General features: G+C 64.3%; 22 protein-coding genes. 8 read left to right on the top strand and 14 right to left on the bottom strand.

Annotation, left to right across the window (positions count from 1 at the left end; all coding sequences use genetic code 11):
• Positions 1-5: 5 nt before the first annotated feature.
• The 3 genes from ispG to hemA form a co-directional block, all read right to left on the bottom strand.
• A complete protein-coding gene (ispG, locus tag QF118_RS12170; RefSeq protein ID WP_282299325.1) occupies positions 6-1,139 on the bottom strand; it encodes a flavodoxin-dependent (E)-4-hydroxy-3-methylbut-2-enyl-diphosphate synthase in 1,134 nt (377 codons plus the stop codon).
• Positions 1,140-1,253: 114 nt separating this feature from the next.
• Complete coding sequence (locus QF118_RS12165) at positions 1,254-2,912, bottom strand: helix-turn-helix domain-containing protein (protein ID WP_282299324.1); 1,659 nt, start codon at positions 2,910-2,912, stop codon at positions 1,254-1,256.
• A gap of 126 nt (positions 2,913-3,038) precedes the next feature.
• Positions 3,039-4,262 (bottom strand): 5-aminolevulinate synthase, encoded by a 1,224-nt coding sequence (hemA, locus tag QF118_RS12160; RefSeq protein WP_282299323.1) that lies wholly within the window; start codon positions 4,260-4,262, stop codon positions 3,039-3,041.
• A gap of 400 nt (positions 4,263-4,662) precedes the next feature.
• Between hemA and QF118_RS12155 the strand changes: the two genes are divergently transcribed.
• Positions 4,663-4,956 (top strand): hypothetical protein, encoded by a 294-nt coding sequence (locus QF118_RS12155; protein ID WP_282299322.1) that lies wholly within the window; start codon positions 4,663-4,665, stop codon positions 4,954-4,956.
• 136 nt (positions 4,957-5,092) lie between these two features.
• Positions 5,093-6,466 (top strand): M20/M25/M40 family metallo-hydrolase, encoded by a 1,374-nt coding sequence (locus tag QF118_RS12150; protein ID WP_282299321.1) that lies wholly within the window; start codon positions 5,093-5,095, stop codon positions 6,464-6,466.
• Positions 6,467-6,547: 81 nt separating this feature from the next.
• Here the strand turns inward: QF118_RS12150 and QF118_RS12145 are convergent, their stop codons facing one another.
• Positions 6,548-6,958, bottom strand: coding sequence for a SufE family protein (locus tag QF118_RS12145; RefSeq protein WP_282299320.1), 411 nt, complete (start codon positions 6,956-6,958; stop codon positions 6,548-6,550).
• Between the two features lie 119 nt (positions 6,959-7,077).
• Here QF118_RS12145 and QF118_RS12140 point away from each other — a divergent pair, with 119 nt between their 5' ends.
• The 4 genes from QF118_RS12140 to grxD all read left to right on the top strand — a co-directional run bounded on the left by QF118_RS12140 (position 7,078) and on the right by grxD (position 8,561).
• On the top strand, positions 7,078-7,581 hold the full coding sequence (locus tag QF118_RS12140) for a hypothetical protein (protein ID WP_282299319.1): 504 nt from the start codon (positions 7,078-7,080) through the stop codon (positions 7,579-7,581).
• A gap of 140 nt (positions 7,582-7,721) precedes the next feature.
• Positions 7,722-7,958 (top strand): BolA/IbaG family iron-sulfur metabolism protein, encoded by a 237-nt coding sequence (locus QF118_RS12135; protein WP_282299318.1) that lies wholly within the window; start codon positions 7,722-7,724, stop codon positions 7,956-7,958.
• A 1-nt stretch (position 7,959) separates the two neighbouring features.
• Entirely contained in the window at positions 7,960-8,202 is a 243-nt protein-coding gene (locus QF118_RS12130) for a hypothetical protein (RefSeq protein WP_282299317.1), read from the top strand.
• Positions 8,199-8,561, top strand: coding sequence for a Grx4 family monothiol glutaredoxin (gene grxD, locus QF118_RS12125; protein WP_282299316.1), 363 nt, complete (start codon positions 8,199-8,201; stop codon positions 8,559-8,561). The genes QF118_RS12130 and grxD overlap by 4 nt, the downstream gene beginning before the upstream one ends.
• Before the next feature lie 88 nt (positions 8,562-8,649).
• On the opposite strand, the gene QF118_RS12120 is transcribed toward grxD, so the two are convergent.
• Both QF118_RS12120 and QF118_RS12115 read right to left on the bottom strand, forming a co-directional pair.
• Complete coding sequence (locus QF118_RS12120; protein WP_282299315.1) at positions 8,650-9,057, bottom strand: cell division protein ZapA; 408 nt, start codon at positions 9,055-9,057, stop codon at positions 8,650-8,652.
• Positions 9,057-9,707 carry a hypothetical protein gene (locus QF118_RS12115; protein ID WP_282299314.1) on the bottom strand — a complete coding sequence of 217 codons (651 nt, stop codon included), beginning with the start codon at positions 9,705-9,707 and terminating at the stop codon, positions 9,057-9,059. The genes QF118_RS12120 and QF118_RS12115 overlap by 1 nt, the downstream gene beginning before the upstream one ends.
• A gap of 281 nt (positions 9,708-9,988) precedes the next feature.
• On the opposite strand from QF118_RS12115, the gene tkt reads away from it, so the two are divergent.
• Positions 9,989-11,965, top strand: coding sequence for a transketolase (gene tkt, locus QF118_RS12110; protein WP_394357093.1), 1,977 nt, complete (start codon positions 9,989-9,991; stop codon positions 11,963-11,965).
• Positions 11,966-12,057: 92 nt separating this feature from the next.
• Here the strand turns inward: tkt and QF118_RS12105 are convergent, their stop codons facing one another.
• Positions 12,058-13,026 (bottom strand): DUF808 domain-containing protein, encoded by a 969-nt coding sequence (locus QF118_RS12105; protein ID WP_282299312.1) that lies wholly within the window; start codon positions 13,024-13,026, stop codon positions 12,058-12,060.
• A gap of 246 nt (positions 13,027-13,272) precedes the next feature.
• On the opposite strand from QF118_RS12105, the gene gap reads away from it, so the two are divergent.
• A complete protein-coding gene (gap, locus tag QF118_RS12100) occupies positions 13,273-14,277 on the top strand; it encodes a type I glyceraldehyde-3-phosphate dehydrogenase (RefSeq protein WP_282299311.1) in 1,005 nt (334 codons plus the stop codon).
• A 217-nt stretch (positions 14,278-14,494) separates the two neighbouring features.
• Here gap and QF118_RS12095 read toward each other — a convergent pair whose 3' ends face one another.
• From QF118_RS12095 to QF118_RS12065, 7 genes are all read right to left on the bottom strand, one after another.
• Positions 14,495-15,829 carry a sigma-54-dependent transcriptional regulator gene (locus QF118_RS12095; protein ID WP_282299310.1) on the bottom strand — a complete coding sequence of 445 codons (1,335 nt, stop codon included), beginning with the start codon at positions 15,827-15,829 and terminating at the stop codon, positions 14,495-14,497.
• Between the two features lie 12 nt (positions 15,830-15,841).
• Positions 15,842-17,617 (bottom strand): sensor histidine kinase, encoded by a 1,776-nt coding sequence (locus tag QF118_RS12090; protein WP_394357057.1) that lies wholly within the window; start codon positions 17,615-17,617, stop codon positions 15,842-15,844.
• Between the two features lie 37 nt (positions 17,618-17,654).
• Positions 17,655-18,320 (bottom strand): phosphoribosylformylglycinamidine synthase subunit PurQ, encoded by a 666-nt coding sequence (gene purQ / locus QF118_RS12085; RefSeq protein ID WP_282299308.1) that lies wholly within the window; start codon positions 18,318-18,320, stop codon positions 17,655-17,657.
• A gap of 12 nt (positions 18,321-18,332) precedes the next feature.
• A complete protein-coding gene (locus QF118_RS12080; protein WP_282299307.1) occupies positions 18,333-18,506 on the bottom strand; it encodes a hypothetical protein in 174 nt (57 codons plus the stop codon).
• Positions 18,506-18,736: a phosphoribosylformylglycinamidine synthase subunit PurS gene (purS, locus tag QF118_RS12075; RefSeq protein ID WP_282299306.1), complete on the bottom strand. Its 231-nt coding sequence runs from the start codon at positions 18,734-18,736 to the stop codon at positions 18,506-18,508. Before purS ends, QF118_RS12080 begins: the two co-directional genes overlap by 1 nt.
• A gap of 151 nt (positions 18,737-18,887) precedes the next feature.
• Complete coding sequence (locus tag QF118_RS12070; protein ID WP_282299305.1) at positions 18,888-21,101, bottom strand: right-handed parallel beta-helix repeat-containing protein; 2,214 nt, start codon at positions 21,099-21,101, stop codon at positions 18,888-18,890.
• 121 nt (positions 21,102-21,222) lie between these two features.
• On the bottom strand, positions 21,223-22,788 hold the full coding sequence (locus QF118_RS12065; protein ID WP_282299304.1) for an inorganic phosphate transporter: 1,566 nt from the start codon (positions 22,786-22,788) through the stop codon (positions 21,223-21,225).
• Between the last annotated feature and the right edge of the window lie 197 nt (positions 22,789-22,985).

The raw sequence follows: 22,985 nt of genomic DNA, 5'->3' as shown, positions 1-22,985 counted from the left end.
CGGCGCTATTCCGCGGCTTTCGTGTCTTGGGCGGCCAGGGCGTCCAGCTGGGCGGCCTTCTTTTCGACCTGTTCGACGATGTGTTCGATCATCTGGTCGTTCGACAGCTTGTGGCTGGCCTTGCCCGCCAGATAGACCATGCCCGCCCCCGCGCCGCCGCCGGTAAAGCCGACGTCGGTCATCAGCGCCTCGCCGGGGCCGTTCACGACACAGCCGATGATCGACAGGCTCATCGGGGTCTTGATGTGTTCCAGCCGCTTTTCCAGTGCCTCGACCGTCTTGATCACGTCAAAGCCCTGACGCGCACAGGACGGGCAGGAAATGATGTTCACGCCGCGATGGCGCAGACCCAGGCTTTTGAGGATGTCATAGCCGACCTTGACCTCTTCGACCGGATCGGCGCTCAGGCTGACGCGGATCGTGTCGCCAATGCCCATCCACAGCAGGTTGCCAAGGCCGATGGCGCTTTTGATCGTGCCGGACATCAGCCCGCCAGCCTCGGTGATGCCAAGGTGCAGGGGGGCATCCGTCGCCTCGGACAGGGCCTGATAGGCGGCGGCGGACAGGAAAACGTCGGACGCCTTGACCGAGATCTTGAATTCGTGAAAATCGTTGTCCTGCAGGATCTTGATGTGATCCAGCCCGCTTTCGACCATGGCCTCGGGGCACGGTTCACCGTATTTTTCCAGCAGATGCTTTTCAAGGCTGCCGGCATTGACGCCGATGCGCATGGAGCAGTTGTTGTCACGCGCGGCCTTGATAACCTCGCGCACGCGGTCCTCTGACCCAATGTTGCCGGGGTTGATGCGCAGACAGGCAGCGCCCGCCTCGGCGGCCTCGATCCCGCGTTTGTAGTGGAAATGGATGTCCGCAACGATCGGCACCGGGCTTTCGCGCACGATTTCCTTCAGCGCGCGGGCGCTGTCCTGATCGGGCACCGACACCCGCACGATATCGGCCCCGGCATCCGCCGCGGCCTGCACCTGCGCGATGGTCGCGGCGATTTCTGTGGTGATGGTGTTGGTCATCGTCTGCACCGAAATCGGCGCATCCCCCCCGACGGGCACATTGCCAACCATGATCTGGCGCGATTTGCGACGTTCGATATTGCGCCAGGGGCGCAGGGGATTATGGGTCATTGATGTCTGTCCATCCGTCTGTGGCGCCGAAACCGTTCTGCAGGGCCTCAGCCCTGCACAACATTCACACCGTCGCTATTCAATCGTTTTTAAAAACATGCCCAGGAAAAACAGTCAGTCCTGGGTACTGGTCTGAACTGCATTCAATTCGGCGACAACCTTTGCCAATTCGCGATTTTGCGCAGGATCGGCGGCCGCCATGGTCTGGGTAACGGTGCTGACCGACAGGGCCAGGTTGTCCGCCACGGCACCGTTAGCGCCGTAAGGGCCGTAAGTCTTGCCATTGACCGCAAAGTATACGGCACCCGCATCGCCGGTCCGAATGGTCGGCGGGGTTTCGGTCTGCGGCACCTGATAGGTGTCACCGGGCTGCATGATCGCTTCGTAGATGGTGGCGCCCGAGGGCGCCTTGACCCGCACCCACGCCTCGCGAGAGGCGACAATCGTCACGCCGGGCGTCGAGGCGGCCAGAACCTGCGGTTGCGGCACCTGCGTGCCAACCGGCGCAGCGGCCAGTTGCGTCGTCGGAGCGGCAGCACCAGCGCCGGGCGCCAGCTTGGCCAGCACCGGGGCCAGGTCGGGGTCAGAGGCCGGGGCAACGGCATCGTAACCGGCCACGATCAGCGCCCCGTCCAGCGCCAGGTTGTTGGTCACGGCGCCGCGCGGCCCGGCGGGGCCATGCAGCTTGCCGTTCACGGCAAAATAGACAGCGCCGGATTCGCCGACCTTGATCACCGGATCGGCAGCGCCCTGCGGCACAGCCCAGGTATCGCCTGCGTTCATCACGCCGGAATACAGCACCGCGCCGGTGTCATCCTTGACCTGCACCCAAGCCGGGCGCGCGGCCACGACCCTGACCCCCTGACCAAATTCCAACGGCGCGGCAACCGGTGTCTGGGCAAGGCCCGCATCCAGCGCGGCAACCGCCAGGGCGCTGTCCTGCACCTGCGGCAGACCCGAGCCAGAGCCGGCACCGGCAAACAGCCCGCCACTGTCGGGATCAAGCGTCGAGATCGGCGCATCGCGCGCGATCAGCACCGGCACATCCAGCGCCTGCGGGCGGTAAAGACGGTCAAAGGCTTCGTTCGTCGGCGGTGTAAAGACACCGGCGGCGCCGCTGTCTGCCACATCGACCGCACCCTGCCCGGCGTCGGCCTGCGGCGCGCGGGCGGCATCCAGCGGGTCAAGCTCGCTCAGCACGATGGGGGTCTGTTCCACTGGCGCCAGCTGCACGCGCTGCACCTCTTGCAGGACGGTCCAGCCGCCGTAACCGATGCCCGAGATCAGCGCGATCAGCACCAGCGACGACCCGATCGCCCCCGGCTCGATGCGCGACAGGAAACTGTCACCAGCGGGGGCAAAGGCCAGCTTGGGCTCAGTCAGCGGATCGCGGGCCTTGGGGCGCGCGATTTCGCCGGGCTGCGGCTTGCGGATGGTCGAGGCATCCTTGGACATGCCATGCGCCACGGAAAACCCGCTTTCGGCGCAAAAGGCGGCAAAGGCCTCGTCCGGGTCCATGCCCAGATAGCGGGCGTAAGACCGGACATAGCCGGCGATGAACCCCGGCGTGTCAAAGGCAGAGGGGTCACAATTTTCGATGGCAGCGATGTAACTGGCCTTGATGCGCAATTCGCGCTGCACATCCAGCAGCGATTTCCCCATGGTGGCCCGCTCACCACGCATCACGTCACCAAGACGCAAAGCGAAATCGTCAAAACTCTGAGGAGAGTCCTGAATATCCACCGTTTTGCTTTGGGATTTGCGCCTGATCATGCGGCCTGCCCCATCCTGTCCATCGTTATAACCCTGCCTGCCCAATGCCGACCGTCACGATTCGTGTGCGGCGGTTATTTCCAGCAGGTTAACACAGCGCAAGCGATTTAACAGGATTTACAGTGGTTAACCGGCCATTTCGGCACGATTCAGCGCACAGTGGCTCCACAATTCATCCATTGCGTGAACAAGATGGTCCATCTCTTTCGGACCGTGTACCGGCGAGGGGGTAAAGCGCAAACGCTCGGTCCCGCGGGGCACGGTGGGGAAATTGATCGGCTGAACATAGATGCCATAGCCGTCCAGCAGCATGTCGGACAGCTTCTTGGTATGGACCGGATCACCCACGATCACCGGCACGATATGGCTGCCGTGATCGATGATCGGCAGGCCCATCCCCTTGAGCCGCAGCTTGAGGATGCTGGCCTGGGTCTGGTGCCGTTCGCGCAGCGCCTGATCGGTCTTGAGATGCGCAACCGATGCCGCCGCCCCGGCCGCAACAGCCGGCGGAAGCGAGGTGGTAAAGATGAAGCCCGGCGCATAAGACCTGATGGCATCACACATTTTTGCCGATGCGGCGATGTAGCCGCCCATCACGCCATAGGCCTTGGCCAGGGTGCCGTTGATGATGTCGATGCGGTGCATCAGGTTGTCGCGCTCGGCGACGCCGGCGCCGCGCGGACCATACATGCCCACCGCGTGCACTTCGTCGATGTAGGTCAGGGCGCCGAATTCATCCGCCAGATCGCAGATCGCCTCGATCGGGCCGAAATCGCCGTCCATCGAATAGACCGATTCAAAGGCGATCAGCTTGGGTGCGGCGGGATCATCCTCTTCAAGTTTGGCGCGCAAGTCCGCGACATCATTGTGTTTGAAGATCCGCTTGGCCCCGCCGTTGCGGCGCACGCCCTCGATCATCGAGGCATGATTCAGCTCATCCGAATAGATGATCAGACCGGGGAAAAGTTTCGGCAGCGTCGAAAGCGTCGCGTCATTGGCGATATAGGCGCTGGTGAACAGCAGCGCCGCTTCCTTGGCATGCAGATCCGCCAGCTCGGCTTCGAGCCGCTTGTGATAGACCGTGGTGCCCGAAATGTTGCGCGTGCCGCCCGACCCTGCGCCGGTGGCGTCGATCGCCTCGTGCATGGCGGACAGGACGGCCGGATGCTGACCCATGCCCAGATAGTCGTTGCCGCACCAGACGGTGATCGGCTTTTCCGACCCGTCGGTCTTGCGCCAGGTGGCGTGCGGGAACTGGCCGTTCTTCCGTTCGATATCGATGAAAGTCCGATAGCGGCCTTCCTGATGAAGACGGTTCAGGGCGTCGTCGAGTTTCGCGGTGTAGTCCACCGGGCTCCTCCTTCTGGTCCATGGCCACGCGATTGCGAGCGGCCCGTGCGGTCTTTGTCCGCATTCAATTTCATGAATAACTAGCGTTCACGTCTACTTCTGTAAACCGTTTAGGGGCGGACCAAGGGTCGCAGCTTTGACATGGGTCAATCAAGGCGGCCATTTCCCCCCTCCGATCCGCAAAAATGGAGCATATCTGAAACAGGTTTTGCCGCCCCGGCCGTGATTTCGCGCCCCCGGCCCCCAGCAGGGAATCGCCCCGGGGGCCGGCGAAAGCGTGAAACCGACGCAATTTTCCGCCGATTGTAATCACTTAACGAATTCCGAACCTTACATATCTTAACTTCTCGATGTTAGACAGCCCCCCGAAACGCGCAAGAAACCGACGGAGCAGAAAATAATGAAACCGATGACGACCCTTGCCCTGGCAACCACCCTGGCCTTCGGCACCGCGACTTTTGTCCAGGCCTCGCACGCCAATCCCTGGGCAACGGCCGAGGATACGGTCCTTGAAAAATACCACGACGACAACCAGTCGAAAAGCACCGGCACCCCCGGGCAGGATGAAATGCGCGGCGTGATGAAACGCAGCGCCCATGGCAAGACCAGCGGCATCGCCAGTGACAACAGCGGCCAGGGCGGCAGCGGTGGTCAGGGCGGCGGCCAGGGTGGCGGACGCGGCGGCAAACGCTGAAATGACTAGGGGGCAAGGGCCTGCACGGTCCTTGCCCCAAGACCGGCCGGGGTGCGGGCGGTCACGACCTGACCCTCTGGACAGTGGGCAACGGGGTGCTAGGCTTGGCCGCAAACCCGAGCAGGAGCCCACACTTATGTCCCTTGACCCCGTCCTGTCGCGCATCGACGCCGACCTTTCCGCCGCGACCGACCGGCTTTTCGATCTGCTGCGAATCCCGTCGATCTCGACCGATCCCGCGTATAAATCCGATTGCGACCGCGCCGCCGACTGGCTGGTGGCCGATCTGGCCAGCTTTGGCATCGAGGCCTCGAAACGCCCGACGCCGGGGCATCCCATGGTGGTCGGCCACGTCAAGGGTGACGGCCCGCATGTGCTGTTCTACGGCCACTACGATGTGCAGCCCGTTGACCCGCTTGATCTGTGGGACCGCGATCCCTTTGATCCGGCCATCGAGGACACCGCCAAAGGCAAGGTGATCCGGGCGCGCGGCAGTTCGGACGACAAGGGCCAGCTGATGACCTTTGTCGAAGCCTGCCGGGCCTGGAAATCGGTGCATGGCGCCCTGCCCTGTTCGATCACCTTCTTCTTCGAGGGCGAAGAGGAATCGGGATCGCCCTCGCTGATCCCCTTTCTGAAGGCAAACGCCGAGGAGTTGCGCGCCGACGTCGCGCTGATCTGCGACACCGGGCTTTTCGAATCGCGGGTGCCGTCGATCATCACCCAGCTGCGCGGCCTGTGCGGCGAGGAAATCACCCTGACCGGCCCCGACAAGGACCTGCATTCCGGCATGTATGGCGGCGCCGCGATGAACCCGCTGCGGATGCTGGCAAGGATCCTTGGCAACCTGCACGACGACGATGGCCGCATCCAGGTGCCGCATTTCTATGACGGCGTGCCGGAATTGCCCGAAGAAATTGCCGCCCAGTGGCAGGCGCTGGGGTTCGATCATACCGCTTTTCTGGGGGATGTCGGGCTGAGCGAGCCGGCCGGCGAGGCGGACCGCAGCGCGCTGGAAATGATCTGGTCGCGGCCGACGGCGGAAATCAACGGCATGATCGGCGGCTATACCGGCGACGGGTTCAAGACGGTCCTGCCCTCGAAGGCCTCTGCCAAGGTCAGTTTCCGGCTGGTGGGCACGCAGGATCCGCATGCCATCCGGCGCAATTTCCGCGAATGGGTGCAGGACCAGTTGCCGCATGACGTCACCGCCAGTTTCAAGGCACATGGCGCCTCGCCGGCCAGTCAGATGGAAACCTCGCACCCTGCCTTTGAGGCGGCGCGCGCCGTGCTGGGCGCGGAATGGGGGCACGAGGCGGCCTTTACCGGCTGTGGCGGCTCGATCCCCGTGGCGGGCTATTTCAAGTCCATCCTGGACATGGATTCGATGCTGGTGGGCTGGGGCAAGGACGACGACCAGATCCATTCCCCGAACGAAAAATACGACCTGGAGAGTTTTCACAAGGGCATCCGCAGCTGGGCGCGGATCCTGGAGGCCATCAGCCGCTGAGCCTGCGGCAAAGGACAGGAGTGGGGGCCAGCCCCCACACCCCCGGAGTATTTGTCCCAAGAAGAAGACAGGCGCGCGGCGTCAGTTGGCGGCGGCGGCTTGTTCGCGGATGCGGTCTATCATGGCACGCAGCCCGTTCGAGCGCTGCGCCGAGAGGTGGTCGTGCAGGCCAAGCCGGCCCAGTTCGGCGCGGGCGTCGACGGCGGCGACCTGGCTGACCGGCAGCCCGTCGTAGAGGCGGTGCAGCAGCGCGATCAATCCGCGCACGATCATTGCGTCGCTTTCGCCCTGAAAATGGTAGATGCCGGCATCGATCTGCGGATGCAGCCAGACCTGGCTGGCGCAGCCATCCACCTTGGTGGCGGGGACCTTGAGCGCCTCGGGCAGCGGGTCCATCGCCTTGCCCATTTCGATCACCATGCGATAGCGGTCTTCCCAATCGTCGAGAAATTCGAAGTCCTCGACCACCTCTTCGAATGCTGCCTGCGCCATGTTTCGTCTCCTTTATTGGGGAGTTAGGCAGTTGTGGCGCAAAGGTCCAGTGCTTGCGACTTTTCAAGCCCGCGCAATTGCGGTAACTCAGGTTCAGGCAGGCATAGGGCGGCATTCGCATGAAGAAATCTGTTACGGTCCTCGTTCTTTCCACGTTGGTGTTGACCAGCTGTGGCGGGCTTCGCGACTCGCGCCTCAATCCGATGAACTGGTTCGGGCGCAGCACGTCGCAGCCCGTTGCCAGCGAAAGCGTCGACAACCCGCTGATCCCGCGGCGGCGCGTGTCGATCTTTCGCAGCAACCAGCCCGAGGCCTACCAGGGCACGCTGATCGGTGAGGTCACCGAACTGCTGGTCGAGCGCCGTCCCGGCGGGGCGATCATTCGCGCCACCGGCGTGTCGGACCGCCAGGGGCCGTTCGAGCTGCGCCTCGTGAAGGTCGATGCCGAAAGCGATGCGGATACGCTGACCTATGATTTCAGGGCCTTGCAGATCAACGCGGCCCAGGGCAGCAGCAATTCGCGCACCTTTACCGTGGCGCTTTGGCTGACCGATCAGCAGCTGGCCGGCATCCGTGACATCCGCGTCAAATCGCGCAGCAACATCCGCACCTCGCGCCGCTGAGGCCCCAAACGCGCCCCCGGGCAAACAGCGGGCATTTCGCCCGCGCAGGCGCCTTTGCGCGGCGGTTTGGCTTGCGCCCTGCCCCGCGGCGCACTACCTCTGGGACAGAAACACTCAGGAACCACTCGGAGGCGCCCGGCATGCCAATGCAGGCTCATGAAATCGAACAGCTCTTGCGCGAAACCTTTCCCGACGCGACGATCGAGATCGCCGGCGACGACGGCGTGCACATGTCCGCCATGGTCATCGACGAAAGCTTTCGCGGCAAGAATCGCGTCCAGCAGCAGCGCGCGGTCTATGCGGCGCTGAAGGGCAAGATGGACGGCCCCGACGGCGCCCTGCATGCGCTGGCGCTGACCACCAAGGCGCCCGACTGACATGGACCCGGTTGCCGTCGTGCTGATCCTGGTTGCGCTGATCGTCGTGGTGACGGCGCTGCTGGCGATTTCGGCGGGGCGGCAATCGCCCGGCAGCCGTGGCAGCGCGCCGGGCAAGGGCTTTCACGAACTTCGGTCCGACTATCAATCCGGCATGGGCGGCGGGCATTCGCAAAGCTGGAAAATCCCGCGCGATCCACAGGATTACGCAAAACTCTTCATACCCAAGGACGCAAAGAAATGAGCGACGCAAAGACCCAGATCGACCAGACCGTCAAATCCAACGACGTGGTGCTTTTCATGAAAGGCACCAAAATGGCGCCGCAGTGCGGATTTTCCAGCCGCGTGGCGGGGGTGTTGAACTACATGGGGATCGAGTTCACCGACGTGAACGTGCTGGAAGACGAAACCATCCGCCAGGGCATCAAGGATTATTCCGACTGGCCGACCATTCCGCAGCTTTACGTCAAGGGCGAATTCGTCGGCGGCTGCGACATCATCACGGAAATGACCCTGTCGGGCGAACTGGACCAGCTGCTGGAGCAGAACGGCGTTGCCTATGACAAGGACGCCGCCGACAAGATCCGTGAAGCCAACGCCTGAAGATCACCGCATAACCGTTTGAAATAAAAAGCGCCCCTTCTTCGGGGCGCTTTTCTTTTGGGCCTTGTGACCGGCGCGCGGGCGCGGGTCAGCTGGCCTGGCGCTTTTCATCCACGGTTTCGGCCAGCGCCTCGGCGCGGGCGGCGATTTCGGCCAGCGCGTCGGTGACGTCATCGGGGATCACCGGCACTTCGACCTGCACCGGATCGGGCGGCGGCATGTCGCGCAGTTCCTTCAGCTCGCTCTTGAGCGCCGAAAGGTGGTCTTCGGCTTCGCGCAGGCGCTCTTCGAGACCGGCGGTCTTGTCCGCCAGCATCAGACCGGCCATCAGCAGCATCCGCGCTTCGGGCATACGCCCGATCTGGTTCACCAGCACCTGCGCCTCGGCGTCCAGAAGCGCGGCGGCCGAAACCAGGAACTGTTCTTCGCCCTGCTGGCAGGCCACTTCGAAGGTGCGCCCGCCAATGGTGATCGGGACTTCGAGCTGGATCGACATCAGGCGCTCTCCTCTGCTTGGCCGGGTGCGGGTTCGGCGCCCAACAGCGGCGCCAGCGCCGACAGGACGGCGCGGGCCTCGGCGGTTTCGGTGGCGCGGTCGGCGCGCAGGGCATCCAGTTCGGCCTGCATGGCCTGGTTGATCAGCTCGGCGTCGCCGACGCCCTGGGCATTGGCGGCACGCAGGGCGGCGCTGGTTTCGCGCAGCGCGGCATTGGCGTTGCGCAGCTGTTGCAGATCGCTGTCCAGCTGTGCCAGCCCTTCGCGCTGCGAGGCAACCTGTTCGCGCAGGGCAGCGGTTTCGCCGCTTTGGCGTTCGCCAAGGGTGCGCAGGCGTTCCTCAAGCTGGGCATTGGCCAGCTTTTCATCCTCGAGCGCCTCGCGCAGCTGCGCCAGTTCTTCGGGATCGGCCTGCGGCGCGGAAGGTTCGGGGGCCGGTTCGGGTTCGGGCTCCGGGGCGGCCTCGATGGCGGCCTGCAGTTCGGCCAGGGCATTGCGGGCCTCTTCGGCCTCTTGCATCGACTTTTCGGTTTGCGCCCGCATCGCCGCCAGTTCGGCGTTCACGGCGGCCGGTTCCCACCGGTCCAGACCGGTGCCGATCCTGTCCAGCGCCCGGGTGATCCGCGCCTGCAACTCGTCTATCTGAGCCATTCTGCTCCCCTCACACGTCTTGCGGCCCTTGCACGACCGAATCGCTTTTGGACCTTTGCCCGCAAGTTTAGCAACTGCACGGGAAAATTGCGCCCCCTTGTGTATCAGGGACTTGGGCGGCGGTCTTCAACCGATGTGGCAACCTGCCGTGCCACCGCGCTTGATCTTCCCCGTCACGCTGCTATTGAGCCTGAAACCGCTAACAATCCTGAACCCGCAGCCCTGTAAGGACGACACCCGTGGATATCCAAGAGCTTCGCAGCAGCAATCCCGATCACTGGATGCGCGCCACCGCCATCCGCGCCCTGGCGCTTGACGCCGTGGCCGCCGCCAATTCCGGCCACACCGGCATGCCCATCGGCATGGCCGACGTCGCCACCGTGCTTTATGGCAACCACCTGAAGTATGACGCGCAGAACCCCGAATGGCATGACCGCGACCGGTTCATCCTGTCGGCGGGCCATGGCTCGATGCTGCTGTATGCGCTGCTGTATCTGTCGGGCGACCCCGAGGTGACGCTGGACCAGGTCAAGAACTTCCGCCAGTGGGGCGCCAAGACCGCTGGCCACCCGGAAAACTTCCTGCTCAAGGGTGTCGAAACCACCACCGGCCCCTTGGGTCAGGGCATCGCCAATTCCGTCGGTTTCGCCATGGCCGAGGAAATGCTGCGCGCACGGTTCGGCAAAAAACTGGTCGATCACTATACCTATGTCATCGCCGGTGACGGCTGCCTGATGGAAGGCGTGTCGCAAGAGGCCATCGGCCTGGCCGGTCGCTATGGCCTGGGTAAGCTGATCGTCTTTTGGGACAACAACGACATCACCATCGACGGCAAGGTGTCGCTGTCGGACCGCACCGACCAGGTCAAGCGTTTCAAGGCCTCGGGCTGGCATGTGCAGGAAATCGACGGCCATGACCCCGTGGCCATCGACGCCGCGATCATCGCCGCCAAGAAATCGAAATCCCCGTCGATGATCGCCTGCAAGACGCATATCGCGCTGGGTCACGCGGCGCAGGACACCTCCAAGGGTCACGGCGCGCTGACCAACGCCGATCAGAACACCGCGGCCAAGGACAACTGGGGCTGGAAAACCGGCCCCTTCGAAGTGCCCGCCGACATCAAATCCTGGTGGGAAGCCACCGGATCGCGCGGCGCCGCCGACCGCGCCGAGTGGGAAGCCCGCCTGAATGAGGTCAGCGCCCAGCGTCAGGCCGAATTCGCCCGCGTGATGAACGGCGAAGCGCCCAAGAAGCTGTCGGCGACCATCAAGGCGCTGAAAAAGCAGATCTCGGAAAACGCGCCCAAGGTTGCGACCCGCAAGGCCTCGGAAATGGCGCTTGAGGTGATCAACCCGATCATGCCGGAAACCATCGGCGGCTCGGCCGACCTGACCGGGTCGAACAACACGCTGACCGGTGACATGGGTGTGTTCGACACCGACAACCGCAAGGGCCGCTACATCTATTGGGGCATCCGTGAACACGGCATGGCCTCGGCGATGAACGGCATGTCGCTGCACGGCGGTGTGCGCCCCTATGGCGGCACCTTCATGGCCTTTACCGACTATGCCCGCCCGCCGATGCGCCTGGCCGCCCTGATGAAGACCCCGACGATCTTTGTCATGACCCACGACAGCATCGGTCTGGGCGAAGACGGCCCGACCCACCAGCCGGTGGAACATCTGGCCATCAGCCGCGCCACGCCGAACACGCTGGTCTTCCGCCCTGCGGATGCGGTGGAAACCGCCGAGGCCTGGGAAATCGCGCTGCGCCAGACCGGCACGCCGTCGGTGCTGTCGCTGACGCGCCAGAACCTGCCGACCGTGCGGCTTGAGCACAAGAACTCGAACCTCGTGGAAAAAGGCGCCTATGTGCTGGCCGAGGCCGAGGGCAAGCGTCAGGCGATCATCATCGCCACCGGCTCCGAGGTCGAAATTGCCCTGGCCGCGCGCGACGCGCTGCAGGCGGAAGGCATCGGCACCCGCGTCGTCTCCATGCCCTGCATGGAGCTGTTCGCGCAGCAGGACGAAGCCTATCGCAAGCGCATCCTGCCCGCCGGCCCCGTCCGCGTGGGGGTCGAGGCTGCCGTGCGTCAGGGCTGGGACCGCTGGCTGCTGGGCGAGCGTGGCCGCGAAGCCAAGGCCGATTTCGTCGGCATGGACCGCTTTGGCGCCTCGGCCCCGGCGGAAACCCTGTACGAAAAGTTCGGCATCACGGCAGACAACGTTGCCGCCAAGGTCCGCGCCCTTCTGGGCTGAGGCCTGCCACCAGAAACGACACAGGGCCGGGGATTTCCCCGGCCCTTTTCATTGTCACGCCGTGCCGCGCAAAGCGGCTACGGGGCCTTCGGTCAATGCGCTTCGGACTTTTCGCCGCCAAACAGCGCGCCCCAGATCGGCGCCACGATCTTGACCCCCACGGGGATCAGCACCAGCCCCCAGGCCAGCCCCAGGACAAAGTCGATCCCGGCGGTGATCATCCATTCCAGCGCGGGCTGGTGGTTGCCATAGGCCACGGCAATGTCATGGATCGTCTCTTCGGGCATGTGCCATCCCATCTGCGCCAGCGAATGGATGATGATCGACCCGCCCACCCAAAGCATCGCCGCCGTGCCGACGATGGTCAGCCCCTTCAGCAGCCAGGGCATGAACTTGACGATCCCGCGCCCCAGTGCCCGCGTCAGCCCCAGCCTGCCGACCTGCGACAACCACAGCCCGATGTCGTCCATCTTGACGATCACCGCCACCGCACCATAGACGGCCACGGTGATCATCACCCCGACCAGCGCCAGCGTCGCCGCCTGCATCCAGATGTTCGGGCTGTCGATCACCGAAAGCGCGATGGTCATGATCTCGGCGGACAGGATGAAATCCGTCTTGATCGCGCCCTTGATCTTCTGTTCCTCAAGATGCATCGGATCGCCGATGTCATGGCTGCCATCCGGGCCGCCCGAATGGTCATCATGCGGCATCAGCACATGCACGATCTTTTCCGCGCCTTCGAAACACAGATAGCTGCCCCCCAGGATCAGCAAGGGCGGCACCATCCACGGCGCGAAACTGGCCAGCAGCAAGGCCGCAGGCAACAAGATCACCAGCTTGTTGAAGAACGAGCCGCGCGCAATGCGCCAGATGATCGGCAATTCGCGGGCCGGTTCGAACCCGTGCACGTATTTCGGCGTCACTGCCGCGTCGTCGATCAACACGCCCGCCGTCTTGCTGCCGGCCTTGGCCGCCGCCGCCGCCACATCATCGACCGAGGCCGCAGCCACCTTTGCAATGCCCGCCACATCATCCAGCAGCGCCAGAAGTCCACTCATACCGCGTCTCCAAATCTGTTCCCGGCACCCTAGCGGGCAGACGGCAAATCGCAAGCCGATAGCCGATTCTGCCCACCGCGGCGCAGGCCAGGGATGTTAACGCAAACCCCAAGCAAGCGTTAGCGCCATCAGTCGGCGCGACCCCATGTTTATCGCTAACACGCTGTCAAATCGACATATTTTATCTTTGCAGGTGCAGCATGCCACCGTATACCCCCTTTAACATTTCTTGTTGGAGGCACGCGCATGACCGTCACAGTAGGCATCAACGGATTTGGCCGGATTGGCCGTTGCACCTTGGCCCATATCGCGGAAAGTGCCCGCAACGATGTACAGGTGGTCAAGATCAACGCCCCCGGCCCGATCGAAACCCACGCCCACCTGCTGCGCTACGACAGCGTGCACGGCCGCTTTCCCGGCCAGGTCCGCGTGACGGAAAACACCATGGACCTGGGCCGCGGCCCGATCGACGTGATGTCCTCGTATGATATGGATGAACTGGATTGGGGCGGCTGCGACGTGGTGCTGGAATGCACCGGCAAGTTCAACGATGGCGCCAAGGCCGCGGGCCACATGCAGCGCGGCGCGAAATCCGTGCTGATCTCGGCCCCCGCCAAGAACGTGCAGAAAACCATCGTCTACGGCGTCAACCACCGTGACCTGGTGGCCGGAGATACCATGATCTCGAACGGGTCCTGCACCACCAACTGCTTGGCGCCGCTGGCCAAGGTGCTGGACGAAGCCATCGGCATCGAAAGCGGCATCATGACCACGATCCACAGCTATACCGGCGACCAGCCGACACTGGACCGCCGCCACGCCGACCTGTACCGCGCCCGCGCCGCCGCCATGGCGATGATCCCGACCTCGACCGGCGCTGCCAAGGCCCTTGGCGAAGTGCTTCCGAACCTCAAGGGCAAGCTGGACGGCACCGCGATGCGCGTGCCCACCCCGAACGTCTCGGCGGTGGACCTGACCTTCTATGCCTCCAGGGACGTGACCGTCGACAATGTGAACGAAATCGTGGCCGAAGCCGCAGCCGGCCGCATGGGATCGGTGCTGTCCTACGATCCCGAAGCCAAGGTTTCGATCGACTTCAACCACACGACCCACAGCTCGATCTTCGCGCCCGATCAGACCAAGGTCACCGGAACGCGCCTTGTCCGCGTTCTGGCCTGGTACGACAATGAATGGGGTTTTTCGGCCCGTATGGCCGACGTGGCCGGCGCCATGGGCCGCCTGCTCCACTGAGAAAACCGCATACCTTAAAAACGGTGCCCGGCCAAAAGCCGGGCGCTTTTTTGTTCTGAAATGCAGGGGCTTTGCCCCTCTGCCTGCGGCATTCACCCCAGGATATTTTCAGCACAAAGAAACACCAGTCGCGGCGCCTTGTTTCTTTGTGCCCGAAATATCCCGGGGAGCACGAGGGGCTGGCCCCTCGTTCCGGCAGTTGACACGCGCGATGCGCTCAGAGGTAGTCCGCGCGCTGCAACCCGTATTTGGCCATCTTTTCGTTCAATGTCCGGCGCGGCAGGCAAAGCTCGTCCATGACGGCCGAGATCGAGCCCTTGTGGCGGCGCATGGTATTGTCGATCAGCATGCGTTCGAAGGCCTCGACGTATTCCTTGAGCGGTTTGCCTTCGGTGGTCATCACCGGTTGCATCTGGTCGTGATCGCTCATCAGCAGTGAGGCGATCGTTCCCTGTCCCCGGCGCGATTGCAGGACCGCGCGTTCGGCCAGGTTGATCAGTTGGCGCACGTTGCCCGGCCAGGGCGCTTGCAGCAGTTGCGCAGCCTCCTGGGCCGAGACATTGGGCGCGTCGCAGCCGTATTCCTCGGCGTATTGTTCGGACAGGCGGGTGAACAGCGTCAGGATATCCTCGCCGCGCGTGCGCAGCGGCGGGACGACGATCTTGAGCGCGGCCAGGCGGTAGTAGAGGTCGGGGCGCATGGTGCTTTCGCAGGTGCGGCCTTCGTCCTGGAGGTTGCAGATCGCCACGATGCGGGTTTCGGGCGGGTTGCCCTGTTCATCCAGCACCGACAGCAGCCGGGCCTGGGCACTGTCGGACAGTGCTTCGATATCCTCGAGGACCAGCGTGCCGCCGCGGGCTTCTTCGATGGCGGGAAGGCGGCTGTCTTCGGGCTGCATCGGGCCGAACAGGCGGTGCAGCAGGGTATCTTCGCCAAGCGCCGCGCAGGAGACGAGGACGAATTTCTTGCCGGCCCGGGCGCCGACCGCGTGCAGGGCATGGGCGACCAGGGTCTTGCCGGTGCCGGTTTCGCCTTCGATCAGGACGTGGCCGTCGGCCTGGCCAAGGTCCAGGATATCCTCGCGCAGGCGTTCCATCACCGGGCTGGCGCCGATCAGCTTGCGCATGATCTGTTCGCCCCCGGCCAGTTCGCGGCGCAGCGCGCGGTTGTCCAGCGTCAGGCGGCGCGCCGTCGTGGCCTTTTTCGCCAGCTCCGACATGCGGTCGGGGTTGAAGGGCTTTTCGAGGAAATCGAAGGCGCCGATGCGCATCGCCTCGACCGCGATGGGGACGTCGCCGTGCCCTGTGATCATGATCACCGGCAGCGCCGAATCCGCGCCCATCAGCTTTTTCAGCAGCTGGATGCCATCCATTCCCGGCATCTTGATGTCCGAGATCACGATGCCCGGGTAATCGGCCCCCAGCGTTCCAAGCGCCTCTTCGGCGCTGGCAAAGGTTTCGGTGTCATAGCCCGACAGGGCCAGCCACTGGCTGATCGATTGCCGCATGTCCTTTTCGTCGTCGACAATGGCAATTTTCATGGCTGTGGACATGTCTTTTCTTCCTTATTCCGCCGCCTGGGCGGTTTCGTTCAAGATGGGCAGCTGTACTTCGAAGACAGCGCCGCCGCGTTCGCTGTTGCGGGCGGTAAGCCGCCCGCCAAGGTCGGTCACGATCCCCGATGAGATCGCCAGTCCAAGCCCCACGCCGTCGCCGGGTTGCTTGGTGGTGTAGAACGGCTCGAACAGGGACTCGAGGTTTTCGATCCCGTGGCCATTGTCGCGCACCGACAGGGTTGCAGTCTCCCCTGCCGCCAGAATGATCTCGATCTGCGGGTCATCCACTGACTTGGTGGCGTCCAGCGCGTTGCGCAAGAGGTTGACCAGAACCTGTTCGATGCGCATCCGGTCGCCCATCACCTTAACAGGTTCATCCGGCAAAATCCGCGAAATCTTGACCCGGCGCGATTTCAGCTGGGGTTCCATCATCGACAGGCTGGTGGCCAGCGCGTCGGCCATGTCCACCGGGCTGAGCGTTTCCTGCCCCTTGCGGGCATAGGATTTCAGCTGGCGGGTGATGGCGCCCATGCGTTCGATCAAATCGTCGATGCGGTGAAAGGCGGTCAGCGCCTCGTCGGGGCGGTTGCGGCGCAGCAACAGGCGCGCGCCGGCCAGATAGGTCTTCATCGCGGCCAGGGGCTGGTTCAGTTCGTGGCTGACGGCGGCGGACATTTCCCCCAGCGCGGCCAGTTTCGAGCTTTGGGCCAGCGATTGTTCGGCCACGGCAAGGTTTTCCTGCACCCTTTCGCGTTCGGCCATTTCTGCCTGCAATCGGGCGTTCAGTGCACGAAGCTCCGCGCTTTCGCGCTGGAAAAGCGCCATTCTGAGCGCGGTTTTCCGGGACAGGGCGTAAAAGGCCAGCGCGGCAAGGATGGCAAAGCCCATGATTTCCAGCGCCAGCACCGCGTTCACCCGTTCGCGCACCGAGGCATAGGTGGTAAAGGTGGTCAGCGTCCAGCCGCGGAACGGAATGCGTCCGTCGATGCGCATCACCGCCTCGCCGGACAGGTAGGCGTCGGCCTCGGTGTTGGTCCAGTCCGAGGTGGCGCGGATCGCCCGTTCGATGGCCCCGTCGGGCGGCTGGCGTTGCAGCGCCTCGGGGGTGGTCAGCCCGCGCCAGCGCGGCTCGGTCGCCAGGATGATGCGGCCCTGGCTGTCGGTGACCATCACCGCGTCGGAAATCCCGGCCCAGGCGCGTTCGAACTTGGCCAGGTCGACCTCGACCACGATCACGCCGATGGCCTGGTTCTGGCTTTCGACGCGGCGCGAATAGGTAAAGCGAAAGCCGCCCGCCTCGCGTTCGATGACGGTGAACACCGTGGTGTTCGAGCGCAGCGCCTCGACGAAATAGCCAAGGGTGCGGTGGGTTTCGCCCAGACGGTTGCGGTCGGTGGCGGCGACGGTGCGCCCGTCCCCGTCCAGCAGCATCAACGAGGCCGCGCCGATTTCATCGACGAACGAGATCAGCCGCTGCGAGCTTTGGGTATATTCCCCGGCGTTCAGCGCCCCGATCAGCGCCGGGTCACGCGCCAGAAGCTGCGGCACGATGGCGTTGCGGCGCAGTTCGGAAATCAGGTTGCCGGAATACAGCGCCAGGCGCAGTTCGGCGCGGTTGCGGGTGGTTTCGGTGAAGCGGTCCGCCAGCAGCCGGTTGGTGATCCAGACCGTGGCGATTGCCGCGACCAGCAGAACGCCCAAAGCCATCCGCACCCGCCATGACAGCGGGGCCGAGCGGCGGCCGTCGGGCCGCGGGGATCTGGGAACAGGTTTGCTTTGCGCCATGGCAGGCAGGATAGGCCCCCGCCTGCCCTTGCTCAAGTCACGCTTCGCTCAAAGCCTTGGTCAAATGAGCGAAAAGGCGCGCACCATCGCTGTTGCCATGGGCGGATTCCGACGCACGTTCGGGGTGCGGCATCATACCCAGAACCCGGCGGTTTTCCGACAGGATGCCGGCGATGTCGCGGGCCGAGCCGTTGGGGTTGTCGGTGTAGCGAAAGGCGACGCGGCCTTCGCCCTCGAGCCGGTCCAGCGTGTCGCTGTCGGCATAGTAGTTGCCGTCGTGGTGGGCGATCGGGATGTTGATCTCTTCGCCCTTGGTGTAGGCTTCGGTAAAGACGCTGTCGGTCTGGTCGACCCGCAGGCCGACGGTGCGGCAGATGTATTTCAAACCCGCGTTGCGCAGCAGCGCGCCGGGCAGCAGCCCGGTTTCGGTCAGCACCTGAAAGCCGTTGCACACGCCAAAGACATACCCGCCGCGCTGCGCGTGGGCCGCGACTTCCTGGCAGATCGGGGCATTGGCGGCGATGGCGCCGCAGCGCAGGTAATCGCCAAAGGAAAAGCCGCCCGGAATGCCGACGATGTCGACCTTGGGCAGCACGGTGTCCTTGTGCCAGACCATCTGCACCTGCAGGCCCGCCTGTTCATAGGCGCGCTTGAGATCACGGTCACAGTTCGATCCGGGGAAGACGATGACGGCAGCTTTCATGGGGCTGTTCCTTCAGTTCGCAAAATCGGGGATGACGGCCACCGATGGCGGCGCGGCAGGGTCAAGGGCGGTTGCCGGAGCGCCCGGCAGATGCGGCAGGGCGCGCCCCGGGGGCAGCGCCGGATCGTCCAGCCAGGTCCGGCCGCCGGGCCGCTGGCCCGTGACGGTCAGCCGCGCGGCGCCCATCAGCCAAGCTCGATCGTGTAGCTTTCGATCACCGTATTGGCGAGCAGCTTTTCACACATGTCCTTGACGGTGTCTTCGGTGGTGCCCTCGGCCAGGTCCAGCTCGATCACCTTGCCTTGGCGCACGCCTTCGACGCCGGCAAAGCCAAGGGCCCCCAGCGCGTGGCGCACGGCTTCGCCCTGCGGATCGAGAACCCCGTTCTTCAGCATCACATGTACCCGAGCTTTCATGTCGCCCCATCCTTTCGATCTGCGTCAACCGCGTCCATCGGCCCTGACGCCACCTGCGGTGTCCAAGGCCAAATCCTGAGCGCGGTGGAACCCTATCAAGGCGCAAAATGCAAGCGGGAATCAGCCCGGGGCGCTGATCGGGCGCATTGGCCTACTCTTTATTTCCACGCCGGCTAAGGGTGCCTGCGGCCTTGTCGATGAAAAACGCCGCGCGGTCGTTGCCTGTCAGGTCGTTGTTTTCATACCCGCCGCCGCCGCCTTCGAGGATCTCGACACCGAATTGGCCGTTGCGGGTGATGCGGTTGCCGCGCACGATGGGCGCGCCCTTGGCCTGTACCGCGATGCCGGAAAAGGCGTTGCGGTAGATGTCGTTGTTCTCGATCATGCCGCGGCCGTTATCCAGCACGAAGATGCCGCTTTGCTTGCCGTCGCGGATGGTGTTGCCCTTGATCCAGGGGTCTGCCTCGGTGCGGATTTCGATCGCGGAATAGGCGTTGCCGTACAGGGTGTTGCCCTCGATCCGGGCCAGTGCGTGACCGGCGGCCAGAATGCCGCCTTCCAGGCCGTCGCGGATCACGTTGCCCTTGATCACCGGGTTCTTGGAGCCGTCCAGCGAAATCCCGACAAGGCGGTTGCCATGGATCACGTTGTCCTCGATCTGGCCCTTGCCGCCGGTGTTGACGAAAATCCCCTGCCCCTGGCCATCGCGGATGGTGTTGTCCTTGATCAGCGCCTCGCCGCCGTCGCGCAATTCGATCCCGGCATAGGTGTTGCCATAAAGGACGTTTTCCAGGATCTCGCCCTTGCCGTTGTCAAAGACGAAGATCCCGCCTTCTTTGCCGCCGTGGATTTCGTTGCGGCGTACCACGGCGCCGACATTGCTGCGCAGCACCACCCCCGACAGCCCCTGCGAGCTGATGTCGTTGTCCTCGATCACGACCGAGCCGGCCAGCACGTCGATGCCGAAATAGTCGCCGCCCGTCTGGCGCAGGGTCAGCCCCTTGATCAGCCCCTTGTCGGCCTGCCAGCTGATGATGTTGTCATTGGCCACCTCCAGCCGGATGTCGGCGCGGTTGCCGACGCCGACGATCTCGACGGGTTGGCTGATGTCCAGCCCGGTGGTGTAGGTGCCGGGGAAAACCTCGATCCGGGCGCCGGGCTTTGCCCCGGCCACCGCCTGCGCCAGATCGGTGAAATCGCCGCTGCCATCCTGCGCGACGCGGATCGCGCCGGGGGTGCCGGGAACCGGGATCGGTTGCGCCAGTGTCGCCGGATCGACCAACGGGGCCGCCGCCGCCGCGCATTCGCGTTTCGCCATGACCTTGGCCATCACTGAAAAGGTGTGGCTGGCGCATTGCGACAGGTAGGCCTCGTAGCCGCCGCAGCCCAGTTGCTTGGCCTCGGACCACAGCGCATCGCAGGCGCTGGTTTCAGGCAGGGCGGCAAGGCGCGGCGCGGCGGTTTCGGGTGCCTTGAGCTGCGGCGCGGGGGCGGGCGCCGCCGCGACCACCGCACCGGCAACCGGCAGGGCCGAGTGCAGCACCTTGCTTTGCGCCAGGATGCGCGTCATCGGGATCGCCATGTTGAACCCGGTGCGGTTGTCGCCGGCGTGATGCAGCCCGATCACCCGCTTGTCGCTGATCCGGATGACCGGAGAGCCGGAGTTGCCCTGAAGCGTGTCGCAGCTGTGGATCAGCTTGCCCTCTTCCGAGATCGCCGGCGAGGCCGCCGCACAGCCTTCGCGGCTGATGTGCTGGGACTGGCCCTGCGGGTGGCCGATGATCCACAGAAACTCGGCATCTTCGGGGTCGGCGGCGGCCAGCTCCATGATGCCGTATTTCTCGGACGGATTCCCGAAGACCCGCAGCACGGTGTAATCCAGCCCGCGGTTGGTTTCGACGATCTGCGGCGAGACCGAGTATTTGTCCACCCCTGCCGAGCGCCCCGGCTGGATGTAACCCGCCACGAATTGCGCCGCCTGAATGCCGCTGTCCGCGCCCGACGGATCGCCGTCCATGCCCGGAATGCAGTGGTGGTTGGTGACGATGTGTTTGTCATCGACGATGAAAGCGGTGCAGAACCCGGTCTGGCCATTGGCATAAAGCGTGTCCAGCCGCCCGATGGGCCGCCCCAGCCGCACCGCGGGGCTGTTTTCGCCGTATTCGATGATCGGCTCGTTCTGGTAATCGCCAAAGGCCTGTTCCAGCACAAAGCCGCTGCCTCCGCCGCCGCCCGCCGACTGGCGCGGCTGGATGACGATCTTGCCGAAATCATCCGGATCGAACTGCGCCGGGGCCTGAGCCTGGGCTGCGGGGCCGGTCAGGCAGGTTACAACCAGGGAAACGACGAAAATCGCGCGGCGCATGGCACTGTCCTCAATGGGCAAGATCAATGCCCCAGCCTAGACCCGGCGCCCACCAGCCGCCAAGTAAAGAATTCCATAGCCCCCCCCTGCCCCTGAACCGGTCCCGGCCCCGCGCCGGGGATCACGGCAGCAGCATCCCGCGCAGCATGAAGAAGAAGACCGCCGCAAGCACCGCCGCGATCGGCACCGTGATGATCCAGGCCGCCGCGATGCGCAGCAGCAGCGTGCGCTTGACCAGCTCGACCCGGTGCACCCGCCCCAGCCCGCGCCGCTCTTGTTTGCCCAGCAGACGGTCCGAGGCGCTCTGGGCCTTCATCTGGCGCAACATCTCGCCCTTGGCGGCCACATCGGCGGCCTCGAACCGGTCCAGAAAGCTGGCGATTGCCTCGGGGTCCTTTTCGGCGTGGTGCAGACGGATGTCGTCCAGCATGCGCGCATAGCTGGACTTGATGTATTCACGCAGGAACCCGACGCCAAAGACACCGCCAACGGCGATATGGGTCGAGCTGACCGGCAACCCCAGTTGCGAGGCGATGATCACCGTGATCGCCGCCGCCATGGCGATGCAAAAGGCGCGCATCTTGTCCAGTTCGGTGATCTCGCTGCCCACGGTCCGGATCAGCTTGGGCCCATAAAGCGCAAGCCCCAGCGATATGCCCACGGCCCCCACCGCCATGACCCAGATCGGGATGCCGGCCTTGGTGGAAATGCCGCCCTGGGTGATCGCTTCGTTGATCCCGGCCAGCGGGCCGACCGCATTGGCCACGTCATTGGCGCCATGTGCAAAGCTCAGCAGCGCCGCGGCAAAGATCAGCGGCACGGTGAACAGGTCATTGACGCTGGACTTGTGGTTTTCCAGCTGCGCCGTGCTTCGCCGGATATAGGGGCGCATGATGACGTAAACGGCGCCAGCCACCACCAGCCCGATCAGCAGCGCCCCGGGAAAGGAGATCGCGACGATCTTCTTGAGCCCCTTGAGCATCAGGTAGGTCGCAAAGGCCCAGGCCATGACCGCCACCAGCACCGGCACCACCCGGTTGGCGGCCGCCAGCACGTCGCGCTGATAGGTGATCTTGCGCTTGATGACATACAGGAACCCCGCCGCGATCAGCCCGCCCATCACCGGCGAGATGACCCAGCTGGCCGCGATCTGGCCCACCACGGACCAATCGGCAATGTCCCAGCCCGCCGCCGCGATGCCCGCGCCCAGAACGCCTCCGACGATGGAGTGGGTGGTCGAGACCGGCGCGCCGACAACCGTGGCAAAGTTCAGCCAGACCGCCGCCGCCAGCAGCGCCGCGATCATCAGCCAGACAAAGGTGTCGCGGTCGGCGACCAGATCGGGGTCGATGATCCCGCTTTTGATGGTGCCCACCACGTCGCCGCCCGCGACCAGCGCGCCGCCTGCCTCGAAAAAGGCGGCGATGACGATGGCGCCGGTCAGGGTGATGGCATGCGATCCCACCGCCGGCCCGACGTTGTTGGCCACGTCGTTGGCCCCGATGTTCATCGCCATGTAGCCGCCGATCATCGCCGCCGCGACCAGCAGGATGCCGTCGATGCCGCCATCGGTACGCACGATGGTGAACAGCATGATGCCGACGATAAAGATCAGCGCGGTTCCAAAGCGGAACAATTCGTCTCGGTTGCGCTGAACCGCGCGTTCCAGGTTTTCGGTTCGCAACATGGCACGGGTCCCCCCCAGGATATCTGCGTGAATGTCGCGGCCATCATCGCAGCTGTTCCGGGGGGCAAACTGAGCCATATCAACAAAGGCCCGGCAAATTGCGATATGGTCCAAAATTGCAACGCGACGCAGGGAGGCCGCGACATGACGTGCAGCACAGCCACCGGGCAGGCAAACGGCCCGGATCAGCGATCGGC

Source organism: Tropicibacter oceani, from assembly GCF_029958925.1.
Classification (GTDB): domain Bacteria; phylum Pseudomonadota; class Alphaproteobacteria; order Rhodobacterales; family Rhodobacteraceae; genus Pacificoceanicola; species Pacificoceanicola oceani.
The sequence above is the reverse complement of the archived record's forward strand: the minus strand, read 5'-3'. Positions and strand labels throughout refer to the sequence as shown.